Origin of the sequence: Citrobacter sp. Cpo074 (assembly GCF_030332745.1) — a bacterium.
GTDB classification, from domain to species: domain Bacteria; phylum Pseudomonadota; class Gammaproteobacteria; order Enterobacterales; family Enterobacteriaceae; genus Citrobacter; species Citrobacter portucalensis.
This window is the reverse complement of sequence record NZ_JAOWHG010000027.1, coordinates 1-16,959: the sequence shown is the minus strand read 5'-3', so window position 1 is coordinate 16,959 and position 16,959 is coordinate 1. Positions and strand designations below refer to the sequence as shown.

14 protein-coding genes and 1 pseudogene are annotated in these 16,959 nt (G+C 50.3%); 8 read left to right on the top strand and 7 right to left on the bottom strand.

The window, feature by feature from the left end:
- The first annotated feature begins 58 nt into the window (after positions 1-58).
- The 3 genes from rsmF (at position 59) to OGX83_RS04695 (ending at position 2,111) form a co-directional block, all read left to right on the top strand.
- Positions 59-1,480 (top strand): 16S rRNA (cytosine(1407)-C(5))-methyltransferase RsmF, encoded by a 1,422-nt coding sequence (rsmF, locus tag OGX83_RS04705; RefSeq protein WP_286587446.1) that lies wholly within the window; start codon positions 59-61, stop codon positions 1,478-1,480.
- 100 nt (positions 1,481-1,580) lie between these two features.
- A complete protein-coding gene (locus OGX83_RS04700) occupies positions 1,581-1,817 on the top strand; it encodes a YebV family protein (RefSeq protein WP_165612495.1) in 237 nt (78 codons plus the stop codon).
- A 102-nt stretch (positions 1,818-1,919) separates the two neighbouring features.
- Positions 1,920-2,111 (top strand): YdfD/YebW family protein, encoded by a 192-nt coding sequence (locus OGX83_RS04695; protein WP_003034941.1) that lies wholly within the window; start codon positions 1,920-1,922, stop codon positions 2,109-2,111.
- On the opposite strand, the gene pphA is transcribed toward OGX83_RS04695, so the two are convergent.
- Positions 2,112-2,753 carry a protein-serine/threonine phosphatase gene (gene pphA / locus OGX83_RS04690; protein ID WP_286587444.1) on the bottom strand — a complete coding sequence of 214 codons (642 nt, stop codon included), beginning with the start codon at positions 2,751-2,753 and terminating at the stop codon, positions 2,112-2,114.
- A gap of 340 nt (positions 2,754-3,093) precedes the next feature.
- Between pphA and OGX83_RS04685 the strand changes: the two genes are divergently transcribed.
- Complete coding sequence (locus tag OGX83_RS04685; RefSeq protein WP_080626304.1) at positions 3,094-3,201, top strand: DinI-like family protein; 108 nt, start codon at positions 3,094-3,096, stop codon at positions 3,199-3,201.
- Positions 3,202-3,382: 181 nt separating this feature from the next.
- Here the strand turns inward: OGX83_RS04685 and OGX83_RS04680 are convergent, their stop codons facing one another.
- The gene (locus OGX83_RS04680) at positions 3,383-3,655 is read right to left on the bottom strand and encodes a hypothetical protein (protein ID WP_172313143.1); all 273 of its coding nucleotides are present in this window, start codon (positions 3,653-3,655) and stop codon (positions 3,383-3,385) included.
- 79 nt (positions 3,656-3,734) lie between these two features.
- Complete coding sequence (locus OGX83_RS22775) at positions 3,735-3,911, bottom strand: YnfU family zinc-binding protein (protein WP_216350677.1); 177 nt, start codon at positions 3,909-3,911, stop codon at positions 3,735-3,737.
- Positions 3,912-4,064: 153 nt separating this feature from the next.
- Here OGX83_RS22775 and OGX83_RS04675 point away from each other — a divergent pair, with 153 nt between their 5' ends.
- Positions 4,065-4,298, top strand: a complete 234-nt coding sequence (locus OGX83_RS04675) for a YnaE/YdfK family cold shock protein (protein WP_080625052.1) — start codon at positions 4,065-4,067, stop codon at positions 4,296-4,298.
- 19 nt (positions 4,299-4,317) lie between these two features.
- Here the strand turns inward: OGX83_RS04675 and OGX83_RS04670 are convergent, their stop codons facing one another.
- Together OGX83_RS04670 and OGX83_RS04665 are read right to left on the bottom strand one after the other, a co-directional pair.
- The gene (locus OGX83_RS04670) at positions 4,318-12,900 is read right to left on the bottom strand and encodes a glycoside hydrolase family 94 protein (protein ID WP_286503290.1); all 8,583 of its coding nucleotides are present in this window, start codon (positions 12,898-12,900) and stop codon (positions 4,318-4,320) included.
- Positions 12,901-13,055: 155 nt separating this feature from the next.
- Positions 13,056-13,220 carry a YnfU family zinc-binding protein gene (locus tag OGX83_RS04665; RefSeq protein WP_216350678.1) on the bottom strand — a complete coding sequence of 55 codons (165 nt, stop codon included), beginning with the start codon at positions 13,218-13,220 and terminating at the stop codon, positions 13,056-13,058.
- A gap of 365 nt (positions 13,221-13,585) precedes the next feature.
- On the opposite strand from OGX83_RS04665, the gene OGX83_RS04660 reads away from it, so the two are divergent.
- The 3 genes from OGX83_RS04660 to OGX83_RS22770 all read left to right on the top strand — a co-directional run bounded on the left by OGX83_RS04660 (position 13,586) and on the right by OGX83_RS22770 (position 15,201).
- The gene (locus OGX83_RS04660; RefSeq protein ID WP_080625051.1) at positions 13,586-13,804 is read left to right on the top strand and encodes a cold shock domain-containing protein; all 219 of its coding nucleotides are present in this window, start codon (positions 13,586-13,588) and stop codon (positions 13,802-13,804) included.
- Positions 13,805-14,104: 300 nt separating this feature from the next.
- Positions 14,105-14,332, top strand: coding sequence for a hypothetical protein (locus tag OGX83_RS04655; protein ID WP_080625050.1), 228 nt, complete (start codon positions 14,105-14,107; stop codon positions 14,330-14,332).
- Positions 14,333-15,084: 752 nt separating this feature from the next.
- Positions 15,085-15,201, top strand: a complete 117-nt coding sequence (locus OGX83_RS22770) for a YnaM/YnfT family protein (RefSeq protein ID WP_352477250.1) — start codon at positions 15,085-15,087, stop codon at positions 15,199-15,201.
- 47 nt (positions 15,202-15,248) lie between these two features.
- On the opposite strand, the pseudogene OGX83_RS04650 reads toward OGX83_RS22770, so the two are convergent.
- Both OGX83_RS04650 and OGX83_RS04645 read right to left on the bottom strand, forming a co-directional pair.
- Positions 15,249-15,622: pseudogene (locus tag OGX83_RS04650) on the bottom strand (HumD family translesion DNA polymerase).
- A gap of 264 nt (positions 15,623-15,886) precedes the next feature.
- Positions 15,887-16,471, bottom strand: coding sequence for a DUF4376 domain-containing protein (locus OGX83_RS04645; protein ID WP_286587441.1), 585 nt, complete (start codon positions 16,469-16,471; stop codon positions 15,887-15,889).
- Positions 16,472-16,959 lie beyond the last annotated feature (488 nt).

Below are 16,959 nucleotides of genomic sequence, written 5' to 3'. Positions count from 1 at the left end.
ACTCGCGCCGGAGCACTTATGCTACACTGCGCACCTGTTTTTTTGCCGGTGGTACCAAGTGGCTTATTTTCCCGACGCCTTTCTGACTCAAATGCGTGAAGCAATGCCTTCCACGCTCTCATTCGATGAATTTCTCGCTGCCTGTCAGCGCCCGTTGCGCCGCAGCATTCGCATCAATACGCTGAAAATCTCCGTTGCCGATTTCCTCGCACTGACAGCACCTTACAACTGGTCTCTCACTCCGGTTCCCTGGTGTGCTGAAGGCTTTTGGATCGAGCGCGATGATGAAGAGTCAGTGCCGCTCGGCAGCACCGCAGAACATTTAAGCGGCCTGTTTTATATTCAGGAAGCCAGTTCAATGCTGCCAGTCGCAGCACTGTTCGCCGAAGGCAATACCCCGGAACGCGTAATGGATGTTGCGGCAGCCCCCGGCTCCAAAACCACGCAAATTGCCGCAAAAATGAATAATCGAGGCGCCATTCTGGCGAATGAGTTTTCTGCCAGTCGCGTCAAAGTACTGCATGCCAATATCAGTCGTTGCGGGATAGCCAACGTCGCCCTGACCCATTTTGACGGACGCGTATTTGGCGCTGCGTTGCCGGAATCATTTGATGCCATATTGCTCGACGCACCGTGTTCCGGTGAAGGCGTGGTGCGTAAAGACCCCGATGCGCTAAAAAACTGGTCTGTAGAAAGTAATCTGGAAATTGCCGCAACCCAGCGCGAATTGCTCGACAGCGCCTTCCACGCCCTACGTCCCGGTGGCACACTGGTTTACTCGACCTGTACGCTTAATCGTGACGAAAATGAAAATATCATGCAGTGGTTGATTGAGACCTACCCTGATGCCGTCGAGTTTTTACCTCTGGACGATTTATTTCCGCAGGCCGAACGCGCCCTGACGCCGGAAGGATTCCTGCATGTATTCCCGCAGATTTACGATTGCGAAGGTTTCTTCGTTGCGCGTTTGCGCAAAATAGCTGCAATCCCTGCACTACCTGCGCCGAAGTACAAAGTCGGTAACTTCCCGTTTAGCCCGCTTAAAGGGCGCGAGTCTGCGCTTGTCACGCAAGCCGCGAACGCTTGTGGACTGCAGTGGGAAGATAATTTGCGCCTGTGGCAGCGCGATAAAGAGATCTGGCTGTTCCCAACTGAAATTGAACCTCTGATTGGCAAGGTTCGCTTTTCTCGACTTGGGATCAAACTGGCCGAAACCCACAATAAAGGGTATCGCTGGCAGCATGAGGCCGTTATCGCCCTCGCCGACCCGAACCACAGCCATGCATTCGAACTGACCCTTGCCGAAGCGGAAGAGTGGTATCGCGGTAGAGATGTTTACCCGCAAACCGCACCGACGACTGATGACGTACTGGTTACGTTCCAGCATCAGCCGATCGGTCTGGCAAAACGCATTGGATCGCGACTGAAGAATAGCTACCCGCGCGATCTTGTCCGGGATGGCAAACTCTTTACGGGATAACGCACGTTTTTACTGGCGCTTTTGCTAACGTTGACTACGCTGAAAAATGGACGCCCTAACTGGTCGTACCACAACCAGCAAATTAACGGAGAGCACGATGATGAAAACCAGTGTGCGCATTGGCGCTTTTGAAATCGACGACGCCGAGTTACATGGCGAATCGCCGGGGGACCGAACGTTAACCATTCCGTGTAAATCCGATCCGGATTTATGTATGCAACTGGATGCCTGGGATGCCGAAACCAGCGTCCCGGCCCTGTTGAACGGAGAACATTCAGTACTATTTCGCGAACACTACGATCGTAAGTCAGATGCCTGGATCATGCGCCTTGCCTGATTCAAAAAGAACCCGTCGCCAGACGGGTTATTTCTTAGTTAATTTCCCTCATCTATCAACATCTTCTACACTACAGGTATGGCTTTACCATTTGAGGATGGAATGTTCACGCTGGTTCTTTTTGTGTGCTATCTGGATGGCGGTTGTGAAGATATCGTGGTTGATGTCTACAAAACTGAGCAGCAGTGCCTGATATCGATGGACGATCAACGTATTCGTAACGGCGGATGTTTACCTGCGGACGACTACATCGACAGTTTCTGGCATCCGGCCCAGGAATACAGCGATTTTTGATTATTGCAGTTGTACCAGCGTTAACTCGCCGCCAAATACAGCACCGGTATCAATATAGTGTAAATTCTCGCGATCCAGCCGATGGCGCAGCGGCGTGTGGCCAAACCAGAAGTGATCCGCGCCCTGAATCGCACAACCACTGTTCATCAGCCTCGAACGGTCCCACAGCACGCGCTGTAAATCGATCTCTTTTAGCCACTGATAATCATCATCCGGGTAATCGGCATGAGCAATAACGTGTATACCGTTCTGACAATGCAGCTCCAGTATCCAGGGTAACTGCCAACACGCTTCAAGAGCAAATTTCGCTGCCGGTTGCTCCGCCTGCTCGAACCACGAGCCACCATTCATAAACCACATGAATTGATCCCCCGTCGCCAGCGCGTCCAGCGCCATCTGTTCATGATTCCCCCTGACCGCGACAATCCAGTGTTTACGCAGTAGTTTCAGACAACGCAAACTGTCTGGTCCACGGTCGATAACATCCCCCACTGAAACCAGCAAATCCTGCCAGGGATCAAAACGGTACTGGCGCAGCTTAGCCATCAGCATCGAGAAGCATCCGTGGATATCCCCAACCACCCATACGTGACGCCACTGCGTACCGTCGATTCGTTGATAGATATTGCCAGGTTGTCCCATGTCGCCTCCAGAGTACAAGGGTACCTGATTATAATTTTAGCAATGTTGGTAAAAAAGCCTGGACGATCGTGGGCAGGAGTATGGTATGGTTTATGGAGAATGCAGCATGCAATACGCCGTGTTTTGCCCTGGATGGCATCGCATTCGCCACATAAAAAGAGACCGAATACGATTCCTGTTTTTTCCAAAATTATTTTTTATCCTTCATTTTCAATGCAATAACAAACCATTAGAACAAAAAATGCACAAATAAAGGTGTGTTTTCAGGCACTAAAAATCATATAGTTAGCCAACATTTCGGACATATTCGGACCGGTTTCGGACAGTTTTTCCTTCCAAAATTGAATGCGTTGACGCCAGCAAGCATAAAATAGAACAGATAAGCCGAAGTGTTCAGGAAATGTTTGAAGAGGCTGATATGTGGATGAATGATTTCTTAAATCTCTAACCAGATAGCCCAACAACAGAGGGAATAACCAGATTAATTCCATGTTTTCTATGAGTTAATATCTGTATTAATATAGCTGTGCATATTAGTTCTAAAGGCCACATTAATGTAACTCTGTAGCTCAACACATAATTCGTTTCTGCCGAAACGTGTAACGGCTGTTATTAAACTCATGGATTTATCATTGATATTCAGTAAATTGTCTCCTTGATTCATCATCCTCAAGGTACTCAAAAGAAAGAAGGCGAATCTTGGTAAGTTTATAAAACCACTCGCAATCTTTTCGTTGAATAATTTCGCCAGGTTTGAAACATATCCCGGATGTCACCCGGATAATCGCATATTTACCATTACTAAACCTGACCCGGTGAATGCAGAAAGGTTGACCGGCCTGCCCGTGACAGCTATTCGACAGAATATGTCCTTCAATAAAAACAGATTTTTTAGATTTCATTATCATACCCTCGACAACTGCAAAACAGGATAAACATTGTCATTTCCCGACATCACTTACGTTAAAAGGCAGAAGCTGATCAGCCGCCGATACACCAGCATTCTGAAGGTCTGAACAACAGTCCGCAGGCAGGGCACTCAAGAACTGCATCTTTTCTTAGTTTACCTGCTTTCTGATCAGCTTTGTGTGCGCATACCGGGCAGGCAACATGAACCGGTCTTTCTTTAAAATACCTGAGCCCTTTTGTATAAGACATAAATAATTCTCTGAGGGATACAGTAATTATTATACGCTTTAATATAAAAATAACTGGCATAAGTTATGTTAAGTTGTGTCTGAATCAGGATATCAAATATTGAAAATTGAACGTCTGATTTATGATACACTACCCTTCCGTGAGAGATTTATAATGAAATCAGAAGACACCCTTGACTGGTATCCGGCACAACTACCGCCAGTGAAAATTATTCTTGGCGAAGCCGTGCTGGCTGTGGGTAAACAGGGCCGACCGATTAATACCCGCACCTTGCTGGAATACCTTCAGTTCATGCAGGACAAACAAAAAAGGCGGGATGACAAAATCGCCATGCAAACTGCGATTGATGTTCTCAGGGATAATCAGCGCATTAACGGCAGACGTTAATGCGCCTCCGGACTCAGTGTCAGTTCTGAATGATCTCAACCATATGGTTTTGTCCATCATCCTTCAGCGGTATTCTGTCATCAGGGAGGAGAACACCATCCAGTGTCACGCGATATTCTGCATCGCCGCGTGAGACACTAATTTGATAATGGCTTTCGCCATATTGATAGCTCATAGAAAAAGATGTCCACCCATCCGGCAACCTGGCATGAACCGTAAAGTCAGCACCGGAACGTTTTATCCCCAGTAATTCCTCGGTAAGTAAACGCCAGGCCCAGCCTGCAGAACCAGTATACCAGCTCCATCCTGCACGTCCGGTATGGGGAGCGACACTGTAGACATCAGCACTCATGACATAAGGTTCAGCTTTATAAATCCCGGCCGAATCTGTATTCAGAGTATGATTTATCGGGTTGAGCATTGACCAGAGTTGCCAAGCGCGTTCGGCATTCCCCATTCGGGCAAATGCCATCACAGCCCAGATAGCGCCATGTGTATACTGCCCTCCGTTTTCCCTCACACCAGGCAGGTAACCCTGTATGTAACCAGGATTTGGACCGTGCCCATCGAAAGGAGGTGTTAATAGTTTTATCAGTCCCCCCTCGTTATCCACAAGGTGCTTATCCAGCGCCTGCATGGCCATTGCGCACCGTCCCGGGCTTGCGGCCCCGGACAATACAGACCAGCTCTGCGCAATCGCATCAATCCGGCAGTCCTGTGAAGCCTTCGACCCCAGGGGAGTACCATCGTCAAAATATCCACGCCGGTACCATTCACCATCCCAGGCGTGGGCTTCGAGATTGCTTTGCAGGCGCATAGCCTGTGAACGGCACATTGAGGCGACGCTTTCATCCAACCTGCGATCAGCCAGCGCCGCAAACTGCTGCAAAATGTCGAACAGGAAGAAGCCCAGCCAGACGCTTTCACCTTTGCCTTCAATCCCCACCCGGTTCATGCCGTCATTCCAGTCACCAGCCCCCATCAGCGGCAGACCATGCTCCCCGAACTGTTGTCCATACTTAATGGCTTTGACGCAGTGTAACCAGAGTGTCTCTTCGGTACCGCTGATCACCGGCGTATCATAGGCAGACTCTTCACCAGGCTGAAGCGGACGTCCCTCCAGATAAGGAATACGTGTTTCCAGTACATCCATATCCCCCGTCGTTTCGACATAGTGGCAAACGGCAAGCGGAAGCCACAGATAATCATCGGAACAGCGAGTGCGCACTCCGTTGCCGTGTGGCGGGTGCCACCAGTGCTGTACATCACCCTCAATAAATTGCCGTGATGCACACAGGATTATCTGTTCTCGCATCCGGTTCGGATCAGCATGGCTCAGCGCCAGCGTATCCTGCAGTTGATCGCGAAAACCAAATGCGCCGCCGGACTGGTAGTAACCGCTGCGAGCCATCAGGCGACAGGCTACCGTCTGGTACAATAGCCAGCCATTCACCAGTAAATTTACCGATGTGTCGGGAGTGTTAGCCACAATTTTATCGAGCACATTGTGCCAGTGGTTGTGAACCCGGTTCAGCTCCTCGCGGACCGTCTCCTCATTCATATAACGGGCAAGCGTCTCCTGAGCTCGAATATGATTCTCCTCTGCGCCTAGGATAAAAATAAACGTCCTCTGATCCCCATCAATTAATGTTACCGCCGATTGTACTGCCCCGCAGGGATCCAGACCGGCGCCCGTTTTACCTGAAAGCCTGCGTAGCTTCATGACCGACGGGGCGTGCAGAGAACCATTACGACCGATAAACTCCCGGCGATCCCCGGTCAACGAACAGTCATTACCGCTGACGGCAAAAAAGGCAGTACGACCGCTACCGTTATCGCCATAAAAGTTGTTCGCCAGCACTCCGCAGCCGCCAGGTGGTCTGGCCGCATGTGTCACAATGTGATGGGCTGAGCGAGTTCGTGTTCCTCCGAGCGTCCACTCCACATAGCCGGTGACGGAAAGTTTGCGTGTCCGACCCGAAGAGTTACTGAGCGTCAGGAGCGCCAGTTTAACCGGCGCCTCTTCGGCAACCAGGACCGTCAGCTCGCTGTCTATACCATTCTCTCGATGGGCAAACACGCTGTAACCAAAACCATGGCGGGTCAGGTAATCACCATGTCCGCGAACAGGTAAAGCCGTCGGTGACCAACACTCACCACTCTCTTCATCGCGCAGATAAAACGCCTCGCCGCTGCGATCGCTCACAGGATCGTTCTCCCACGGTGTCAACCGATATTCATGTGCATTCTCATACCAGGAGTAGGCCTGTCCCGCCTCTGAAATCACAGTGCCAAAACGGGCATTTGCCAGTACGTTTGACCAGGGCGCCGGTGTCTGCGCATCTTCCCGCAGAACAATCTGATATTCCCGACCATCCTGAGAAAATCCACCGTACCCATTGAAATGGCATAACTGACTGATATCGGGACTCCAGTCCGTATGTTGATTACGCTCGCGTACAGCCCGTGGAATGAGTGCTCTGGCCTGAGGTTTAAGGGTGTGAGTACGCTGATTAAGCTGCTCATTGATACTACCTGTGCGGTCATCAAGATAAAGACAGGCCACGCTCATCAAAAGCAACTTATCCTCAGCAGAGAGATGCTCGCCATTACGAACAAAAATACCGCCCGTTTTGTCCAGCAGACTGGCTTCAGACCCGGCATAAACTAAGTCCATAATCTGATTTTGTAAGCCCTGCTGGTAGCCGCCGGGACTGTTATTCAGGATAACCAAATCAACATCCAGTCCTTTCTGTCTCCAGTAACGGTGTGCCTGAATCAGTGTGGTCACTGAAGCAATATTTTCCTCGCTGGTAATACTGATCAGCACTATCGGCAGATCACCTGAAATTGCCCAGCCCCACAGACCGGACTGACCACGCCGGTTGCGGCTGATCGCCTGGCCTTCGGCGCGCAGCTCCTGGACAGGGTAAAGCACCGCGCTGGCAAGACGATTAAACAAAGTGGCATCATCTTCACTGGCGTTCATCTGGCGTAACACCACCAGACTGTGAGACCAGGCCAGTTCAAATACGCGATCAGCGATAGGGTAATCGCGGTATTTTTCCAGCAATGCCAGGCTCTGCTGGCGGGTCTCGCTGATGCCATAAATGATATCAATCGTGACCGGCTGCCCCGGCTGCAGAGTGATGGCGTGGCGTATTGCCAGGATCGGATCCAGCACTGACCCCGACGTGTTGCTGAGCGCTCCGCCTGCCTTTATTGCCTGGGCATCCGCAGGGTTTCTGCCACGACCAAGAAATTTTGCCCTGTCTGTTTCAAACGAAACGTTATGACGGTTATCGCCATGCACCACCATCATGTGAAACAGGCAGGGACTCTCTTCACCCGGAGAACGCGGGCGCCGGTGGCAAAGAATAGCGTCACGCTCAGGATCCAGTTCCGTCTGAATAAACAAATTGCTAAATGCCGGGTGTGCCAGATCGCTGGCTTCAGGCGCCAGTACCACTTCGGCATAGGTTGTCAGTTCCAGAGAGCGAGGCTGGCGACCACGATGAATCAGTGTGAGTCGTCGCAACTCAATATCATCCTCTGGGGAGATCACAACCTGAGTTTTGATGCTGAGCCCATCGAAAGAGCGTCTGAATTCAGCACTCGCATCGGTGAATATCACTTCCTCGTCATGCCCGCTGGTGTGGGCTGTCGGTTGCCAGGTATTGCTCGACACATTCCCCGTCTGTATATCGCGGATATAGCAGAATGCTCCCCAGTTATCGCGGGTGGTATCACTGCGCCAGCGCGTGAGCGCAATATTATTCCAGCGACTATAGCCGCCGCCGCCCGTGGTCAACATCAGATGATAATGGTTGTTGGACAGCAGTTGAATATCCGGGGCCGGCGTGTCCACGCCATAGAAAATACGGGGTTCATAGCGAACGGGTTTGACCCTGCCCTCATGAGATTCAAAATGACGGCGCGGACTGTACAGATCGACTGCATCCGGCACGCGTTCCTGTAACAGCAGGCTCGCTGAGCGGAAGACCGTACTGGACATGAAGCGTTCAGTCATCGGGGCGTCAAGCAGCACATGAGCCAGCGCCTGAAACGCCATCCCCTGGTGATGCGCCATCCAGGACTGAACCACCGCATAGAGCTGACCGGTTGCGAGGCGTGAGGGAGTATAGTCCAGCGCTTCATAAAAACCGTATTCACCAAGTGCGCCATTTTTTTGCAGCCTTATCAGGTTCTCACAGGCTTTCTGTGGGGAAACCATCAACGCCAGCAGTGTGGCGTAAGGGGCGACAACCATGTCATCAGCAAGCCCCCTGCGCAGGCCGAGACCCGGCACACCAAATGCCTGATATTGATAATTATGCTGAACATCAAAAGCATGATAACCAGACTCTGAAACGCCCCACGGTACTCCGCGTTCTTTCCCCCAATGAATCTGGCGCATAACCGCCGACTGACTCATTTCATCGAGCAGGCTGCCAGGCCAGGTGGGCATTACCAGATTCGGCATCAGGTATTCAAACATTGACCCGCTCCATGACATCAGGGCTGTTTCATTGTCAATGGTGGTGAACAGTCGCCCCAGCGCGTACCAGCTTTTAAGAGGTAGCTGATTAGTGGCAATGGCAAGGAAGCTGGTCAGGCGGATTTCAGACGGCAGAAGATCGTAGTGGCTCTTGTCAGACATATTCGTGTCACAGTTATAGCCAACACTGAGCAGACTGGTTGCTTCGCTGTACAGAAAGGCGAAATCCATCCGGGCATGCTCATCCAACCGTTGTTCAAGTTCAGTGATAATATTGAGTCGCATTCGGGCCTGCTCCGTCGCTGACGCCGAGGGGGTTCCTGCACCAGTAAATGTTGCGCGGGCAAGCTCGCACAAAGTCGGCAGCGTCTGTTCGTTCCAGGATGCGGGTAACCAGCCAAGCAGCAGCGACCACTCATGGCAAACCTGAACCAGTTGATGCTCCAGATGTCCTGCCCAACGCATCTGAAGAGGAGATCCCTGATGGCATAGCGTGTTCAGGTGATTGCACTGGGTGCGCATATTTTTCAGCTCGCTGAAAAATGTCTGCGGAGAGAGCGACACCGCGCTCAGGCAGTGTTTTCGCAGCAACCGCAAGCTGTCAGGCGGGTTCTGACCCCACTGTTTTTCCAGAATATCCAGCGTATCATTCAGTCCTGCCAGTATCTGTTGGCGGTTTAAAACTGGCTGATGACGCATGGCGGACAGCCCTGCACGCAGTGTCAACAAATGCCCTGCCATGTTGCCGCTGTCGACGCTTGAGATATAGCGTGGGCTGAGGGGGGCCAGCGTACGAGTGTCATACCAGTTGTAGAGATGGCCCCGGTAGTGCTCCATTTTATCCATTGTGTCGAGCGTGAGCGACACGCGCCGTAGCACTTCCCCGCCGGGCAGGTAGCCAAAGTCCCATGCCGTCAGGTTAGCCATGAGGGAAAGGCCAATATTGGTAGGAGAGGTTCGATGGGCCACCGTCGGCTGCGGTATTTCCTGGTAGTTATCAGGCGGAAGCCAGTTCTCTTTTTCTGTTGCAAAGGTTTCAAAAAACGCCCAGATTTCACGGCTTGTCTGGCGCAACAGCTGTTTTTGTTCCGGATTGGGCGAAAACACCTTACGCGCAGGCTGGCGACTCAGCCAGCTCATCAGCAGCGGTGCCACACACCATAACAAACCGATCGGCAACGCAATCCCCAGCAGTTGTGGAGCAAATTGTCCGGTCAGTATTATCAGCATCACACCACATGCAACATTCAGCCACATCGCCTGATAAAAACGCGCGACAGTGGGTCCGGCCTGATTGCTGTCCAGGCTGTGGCTGAACCACTGGCTGAGGTGACGCCTGCTGATCCCCAATCTCCATAACGTCACGGCGATCGCTTTTAGCGAATATCCGGCTTCGTGCGGCAGTATCGCAAAATTAAGGCCGATACCTGACAAACGCTTCAGCGCGCCCGCCCCTACCAGTAACAGATGCGGCTTCAGGCGGCGACGCAGAGGTTTATGCAGCAGGTCATAGGTGATGCAGAGGATTGTTGGCAACAGCCATATCAGCGACAGTACGCCCAGCCAGTAAACCGGATTAGGTACCCCTAGCAGGGTGAAGAACAGCAATACCAGTAATGAAGGGGCGACCAGACTGCGACGCAGATTATCGAGTAATTTCCAGTAAGAAAGCGCGGTCAGCGGATTCCTGGTCCGGGTTCCATCGGCTCTTCTGACACGTGGTTTCAGCCAGTTAAGCAGTTGCCAGTCACCCCGGATCCAGCGTGAACGGCGTGCAACATCCGACAGATAATTATTCGGGTACTGTTCATAGAGTAACACCTCACTCAGCAGACCCGAACGTGCATAGCATCCTTCGAGTAGATCATGGCTGAGAACCAGGTTTTCCGGGCAGGTGTTGGCAGTGGCTTGCATAAAAATGTCAACATCGTAAATCCCTTTGCCCACGAACGATCCTTCCCCAAAAAGATCCTGATAGATATCCGAAGACATCATCGAATAGGGATTATTGCCTGGTGTGCTGCTGCGCATGGCGGCGTAACGTCCCTGACCGTTGCGTGGTATCTCCTCCGCAAGGCCGGGTTGTAAAATGCCAAATCCTTTGACAACCCTCTGGCGTACCGGATCATACTCTGGCGTATTCAGCGGATGCGCCATCGTCGCGACCAGTTTGTGCGCCGTATCGCGCGGCAGCACCGTATCACTGTCCAGGGTAATGACGTATTTAATGTGGCCCGGTAAAAGGTTAGCAGGCATGTCTGCAACGCTGACGAATTGTGTCCCCGGATGGCGCAACCAACTATTCAGTAACGCCAGTTTTCCCCGCTTGCGTTCATAGCCCATCCACGTTCCTTCCGCGGGGTTCCATTCAGGCTGGCGGTGTAGCAGATAAAAACGTGGGCGGCTGGAGGGATAGCGGCGATTCAGCGCCTGCGTATCGGCGATCGCCTGTCTGAGCAGCATCTGGCTTTCCGGCGAGGGTTCATTTGCAGAATCAGCGAAATCAGTGAGCAGCGCAAACCTGAGATTTTCGTTTTCATTCCCCAGCCAGCAGACTTCAAGACTGGTGAGGAGCTGACTGAAACTTTCGTGGCTGGTCAGCATGCAGGGGATGACTAACAGAGTGGCGCTGTCAGGGGGAATGCCGGTTGAGAAATCCATCCGCGGCAAGGGGCGAGGAACGCGAAAACGGGTGGTTGCGTCACTGAGTAAATCGCTCATTAACTGAGTTACAGCGATAATCAGAGGGAATATCACCGCGATCAACAGCCAGTCTGCGCCCTGCATGGCTGTTTCGTGCAAAATCGTTGCGGTCGTTGCGATTGTCAACAACGCCAGGCTTCCAAGCCATGACAGCAGGGTTATTCTGTTGAAACTGTGCCGCAAGCGCATGAGCCTTGAGGTGTCTGCTAACAGATGAATTTCCAGCGCCTGCCGACCTTCGCCTGCGAGATAATAACCAACATGATGTTCCAGTGTATCGGGAGCACTGTTCCCTGAAAGCGTCAGCACCCTGTCAGCAACTTCAGGCTCGCTGAGACCACTGTCCCTGGCCAGGACCTCAACAACGTGCCGGTAATGATCCCGGGTATTGAAGTGCATCCGGGGATAGATACCGGCAGGATCATTGCGTAATGCCTGTTCGACGACACTTATCGTTTCGGCGAAATCAGCCCAATCCGTTTCACTCAGTAATCGCAGACCCGCGATGCTGTTACTGACAGATAGCTGGCTGGCGGCAAGCTGTTGATTGAAATTATGTATGAGAACGTCGGTGGTGATCCCCTGTTCCCGAAGGCACTGATCAACCCAGGTCAGAGGTAACGACAACGCATTGCCATGCCCCTGCAGGCGCCGCACCAGCTCTGCGACAAACGCACTGGTTAACGTAGGTCGGGAGCGTGCCATATCGGCAACCACCATGATTAAATCGCCAGGGGCATTCTCTGCACATTCGAAAATCCTGGTTATCCACGTATCGGCAAGGTTTCTGTCCTGCTGCGCATTTATCACTTCCATGCTGATACGACGAAGATTTTCAATCAGCGCCAGGCGCAGCATTCCCGGTAGCGCCCAGACTTCACCTAGCGTCAGCGGTGTCACCTGTTGATAGGCAGTGAGATAGCTGGTCAGGCTCGCGGCGTCCCAGCGGCCATCACCGTGAGCAACTGCCTCAGATGCGATATGATAAATTCGTGGGCAATTCAGCGGCGACATCAGCGACGGGAGACCTTTACCAAAGCTTTTCGGCAAGTGCTGGCGGACCGTGCGGATTTGTTCCTCAATAAGATAATAATTGTCCAGCAACCACTCCCCGGCAGGCATGATGCTGGTCTTTTTACCCGCGTTAAACTCATAACAGCTTTGGGTGATGATGGCCTCATTCTCGCCGAGTCTTTTTAGAAGATAATAAGGATGTTTATCCGGCGATAATTTATGGGTCCGGGCGAGCTTCTGACCATAGCGTTCCATCTGGGCGGTCGAAAAGAGTTCTGACTGCAGAGTGCTTTCACCGGCAGGATCGTTCGCCGAAAACGTTACGCTTTCGGTAGCATTCATCGGAATATGGGAGCGGTTAAACCACGCCCTGGGGTTCATTTTCATAGCATTGCTCTGATGCAGAGTTAGCATGCAGGAGCAGTTGCAAAATCAGTTCAGAAACGTTCTCTGAGGATGGGCGTAAGGCATCAGGGATTTAACAGCTGCCGGGATTTGACTTAAGTATAGAATATGAGTTTTGTCTGCGTTTTTTGGCCGCGCTAGCGTCGGGAAATAAACAGAGCCTTACATCCAGGGCAAAGCATGGCCTGATTGCGCCGGATTTTTGACAGAAGTTGAGCCGATTTTAAGCCACAAACAGGGCAGACGGCAGTGGCGGTAGACGCACTGGTGAAGAGTTTCATTGCGTAATTGATAATAGACATAACCATTAACCTTTCAATGAACGAGCTTCACCGTATCACATGTGGTTAAGTTTTAATCTATTTATTTTGAGGCACTGAAATTCAGGAGAGGTAGATATTCGCAACCACAGGCACCCTGAAGGGAGGTTGAGGCCTTTGCCAGTTTAATTTCTCTTGCAGATTCTCTGGATGGCTAAAATATAATTTGCTTATTATTAATTACCGTGCCTTAATGAATCCCATCAGTTCAATGTACAGACGAACGTTAAACATTTTCCGTGTAGTCCTCATTACCAGGTGTTATCGCTGATATCCCCCCCTTTTGAGTCCATACGTTTAATACTATACGTTTACTATCAATACAATCATGTGTGGCAGGAGTTGGTATGACCATAAGAATTAAAGGTTTGGTAAAATGGTTTAACGAAGACAAAGGGTTTGGCTTCATCTCTCCTCTTGATGGTAGTAAAGACATCTCTGTTCATTTTTCTGCGCTTAACGGCGACAACTTTAAGACCTTATTTGAAGGACAGAAAGTTGAATTCGCCATTCACAGTGGTGACAAAGGCCCTGCTGCTGCAAACGTAATACTTTGCGATAAATAAATCTTTGTGGATCTGCGATAACGATGAATAATTATTCCTGAGTAGACAGTTCCATAACTTAAATCAGATAAAAGTCGTTTATTCTTAATATCAGGTCAGCATATTTTTTCGCAATTATGAGTGTGCTGACCGATGTGATGAAGTGCAGGACTGCTGCATAAAAGTCTGAAAGCAGAAGCTAACTGCTTGTTAAATAATAAAGTGCGTAAGAGGCGAGGCTGCCTCCGAAAGCATCACGTCTTTGCTTTTACCTTATGGCATCTGACTGTTTACATCCACGAGAGAACAGGGTAGTGGAATATGATAAAAGTCCTTGTTTTCTTTAATGCTGAATCCTGTAAAGTCATGACTGTTCTGGAAGGTATATCCTCTATCAGGCAGGAATATCCGAACGGTGAAGAAACGCATCTTCGGATTATGTCTGCAGGCTTTCCTTCCTTAACTGGCGTTCATGGTATTGTTTACGTAGCTTCTGACAGGGAGTTAACGTCACAGGAGATACTTGATGCTGCAAGGAAATATTTATAGCTTTTTTTTATGCTCTCTGCTTCACGTTTGATTGCATTCTTACCATATTTATCAGAAGCGAACAAAAAATGAGTTAAAAATATTTACGGCCTGCTAACAGCAGGCTTTTTTTCATATTCAACATTTTAATACCTACACTGACATGAGAGAAATATTCTTTGTTATCTGATTAAATGCCGATATCTCTCCCACCCTCTTCATGCTATCTTGCCTTTTATGATGAATCCTTCTGAGCGGCTGGGCTAATTAACCTGATGACTTCTATGCTGGAATGTTCATCATGCACGACTGAAGCAGCGAGTCATGGGAGGTTACCCAAAGACTTACCGGGAGGCACCCGGCATCATATATAAGCCCCTGCATATTGCTGCAAGGGATTTTTTACAGGAAATTTCATGCTTCTGATCACTAAAAGTGATTATCGAACAATTGTTATTTATTTCCGCTTTTAGCACATAGCAATCCTAAAAACAGTAGCCACCGTCATGGGGTCTCGGGGGGCGGAGGTTCAAACCCTCTCGTGCCGACCAAAACTCCTTTAAGAACCAGACTTTACGGCTGGTTTTTTTATGCCTGTTTTCTTTACGGGGAAACTCAGGGGGATTATTGGGGTGAAACTATCGACAGATTACCAGCCAACTACGTTCTATCGGGTTGTAATATCCTCTTGAATAGCAAGCACGATAATTGCCAGGAACCTTTTCCCTATACAGTTGTCTGACAATTGAATTCATCTGACATTAAGAAGCTCTATGATTACTAGTCTCTTATTGGTATTTGCCGCGATTACCACTCTGTGCATCATGTTGTTCGCTGCGGTAAAAGTAGGGATTGGTTTGTCTAACAATCCAGACAGAAATGATAATTAGCCTCAACCACGTAACCCCACTTCATACTTCACTTAGCAATAATGTGCTCACATGGCCGGGCAATCATCAAACTCTGCATTCCTAGCATCATTGATGATGTAAGTAATTACCCAGAATATAGCGGGTGCAGAACCGTATCCGTCATCATCTACTGGCAGCGCCTCCTTTCGCCCGCTCTCCAGATTAATCAGGTTGGGTTGAGGGTGAGTCCGATATCGCTTCCCCGTCGATTGCACATATCAGCAGTGAGTCATCGCAGGCAGTAAGTGATGCCTCTACCACAAGCAGCGCCCCTGGAGTATCCCTTCCCTGAAATGTGAACGTGATACCCGCATGAAGTAAGTCGTTGCTGGTTGATAAGCTGCTGATCGAGTGAGATCCTCGTTTCAACGTAATCACTGGCAGTTGAAGGGAACCCCATAGCTAAAATCCTCCGTTTGGGGTGAACAGTAGTAATCTGGTAATCATTCAATACCCGCACTATCGAACGTTCGCCAGTTTGCCAGCCGCTTTGTGCTCGTTCTGTCTGCCCGTATCCCGATTAACGGGGCATGGACAGGCCACAAAAAAAGGCTCCTGCAAATGCAGAGGCCTTTCTCTATACAAATTAACGAAAATGGCGCGTATACGCGCCATCGGTAGTGAACCAGCATTTCCAGTATCGCTAGCGTGGTAAAGCGACTCATTATGCCTCCTCCGCCCATCCTGGCTGGTAAGCAATTATGGCGCTCATATCTGTAAGCTGTGTCACATCTTCTTTCATCTGTCGCTGCCGTTCGTGAATTCTGAAGCCATGCTTCACCATTGCCTGCACCATCGCTGCCTCCAGCTGTTGCAGGAACGCAAAATTCACCGGAACATCGTGGTTATCCGCATCCGTCCAGAAGAATCCCTCCGGTAACTGTCCTGCACTGCCAGCCATAACCACGGGCGCAAGACGCGCTTGCGACGCTTTGCCTCCATCCCACCGGCGATTGCCCAGTTCAAAAATAATGTTGGCGTTTTCCTGAACGTCCCGCCAGTTGCTGATTTCAGCCAGCTTCTGGTTGCGTAAATCCTCCACCATCTTGTCAGTCACAATAAAAGGGGCTACAGGTCCATACTTTCCTGATTCAAGCTCGCTGTAGATAAGGCGTCCATGCTCCTCAAAATCATTCGGACATGCAGTGAACGGCAGAAACTCATCAAACTCTGCAAATTTAACCCTACAGTTAATCGCAGTATGTTCTTTATTTGCCCACTCAGGAGCCTGAATATTTTCAATATTCATACAATCTCCTTTTATGAAATTCGCTGAAAAAGGCCTGCATAGTAACCCAAATTAGTTCCAGCCAGACCTTCAGAAGAACTGGATGCGATTCCACACGAACGCCATGTACCCGGCAAAGTATATTTGCCAGTACTACCCGTAATACAAAACGACGTTTTTGCGTCGCTGTTGCTGATAATTCCACACGCTATTAAACTTCCCCCCGAATAACTTGTACCTGGATTAGTACCTCTCCCTCCAGGCGCTGGCATATATGCCAGCGCAAACGTACCTACAGCATGAAGAGCACCCGCTGGTACGCCTGCTGGTCCCTGAGGCCCTACAGGGCCAGTTGGTCCTGTTGCTCCCGTTAACCCGATATCACCCTTGTCACCTTTTGCACCCGCCGGCCCCTGTGGACCTACAGGGCCAGTTGGTCCTGTTGCCCCCGTTAACCCGGAATCTCCCTTGTCCCCTTTTTCGCCTTTTGCGCCTGCCGGTCCCTGCGG

Bases quoted from the DNA above. Each gene is read 5' to 3' on its own strand.
- OGX83_RS04700 (WP_165612495.1), top strand. From the start codon at position 1,581: ATGAAAACCAGTGTGCGCATTGGCGCTTTTGAAATCGACGACGCCGAG.
- OGX83_RS04695 (WP_003034941.1), top strand. From the start codon at position 1,920: ATGTTCACGCTGGTTCTTTTTGTGTGCTATCTGGATGGCGGTTGTGAA.
- pphA (WP_286587444.1), bottom strand. From the start codon at position 2,753: ATGGGACAACCTGGCAATATCTATCAACGAATCGACGGTACGCAGTGG.
- OGX83_RS04680 (WP_172313143.1), bottom strand. From the start codon at position 3,655: ATGAAATCTAAAAAATCTGTTTTTATTGAAGGACATATTCTGTCGAAT.
- OGX83_RS22775 (WP_216350677.1), bottom strand. From the start codon at position 3,911: ATGTCTTATACAAAAGGGCTCAGGTATTTTAAAGAAAGACCGGTTCAT.
- OGX83_RS04675 (WP_080625052.1), top strand. From the start codon at position 4,065: ATGAAATCAGAAGACACCCTTGACTGGTATCCGGCACAACTACCGCCA.
- OGX83_RS04670 (WP_286503290.1), bottom strand. From the start codon at position 12,900: ATGAAAATGAACCCCAGGGCGTGGTTTAACCGCTCCCATATTCCGATG.
- OGX83_RS04665 (WP_216350678.1), bottom strand. From the start codon at position 13,220: ATGTCTATTATCAATTACGCAATGAAACTCTTCACCAGTGCGTCTACC.
- OGX83_RS04660 (WP_080625051.1), top strand. From the start codon at position 13,586: ATGACCATAAGAATTAAAGGTTTGGTAAAATGGTTTAACGAAGACAAA.
- OGX83_RS04655 (WP_080625050.1), top strand. From the start codon at position 14,105: ATGATAAAAGTCCTTGTTTTCTTTAATGCTGAATCCTGTAAAGTCATG.
- OGX83_RS22770 (WP_352477250.1), top strand. From the start codon at position 15,085: ATGATTACTAGTCTCTTATTGGTATTTGCCGCGATTACCACTCTGTGC.
- OGX83_RS04645 (WP_286587441.1), bottom strand. From the start codon at position 16,471: ATGAATATTGAAAATATTCAGGCTCCTGAGTGGGCAAATAAAGAACAT.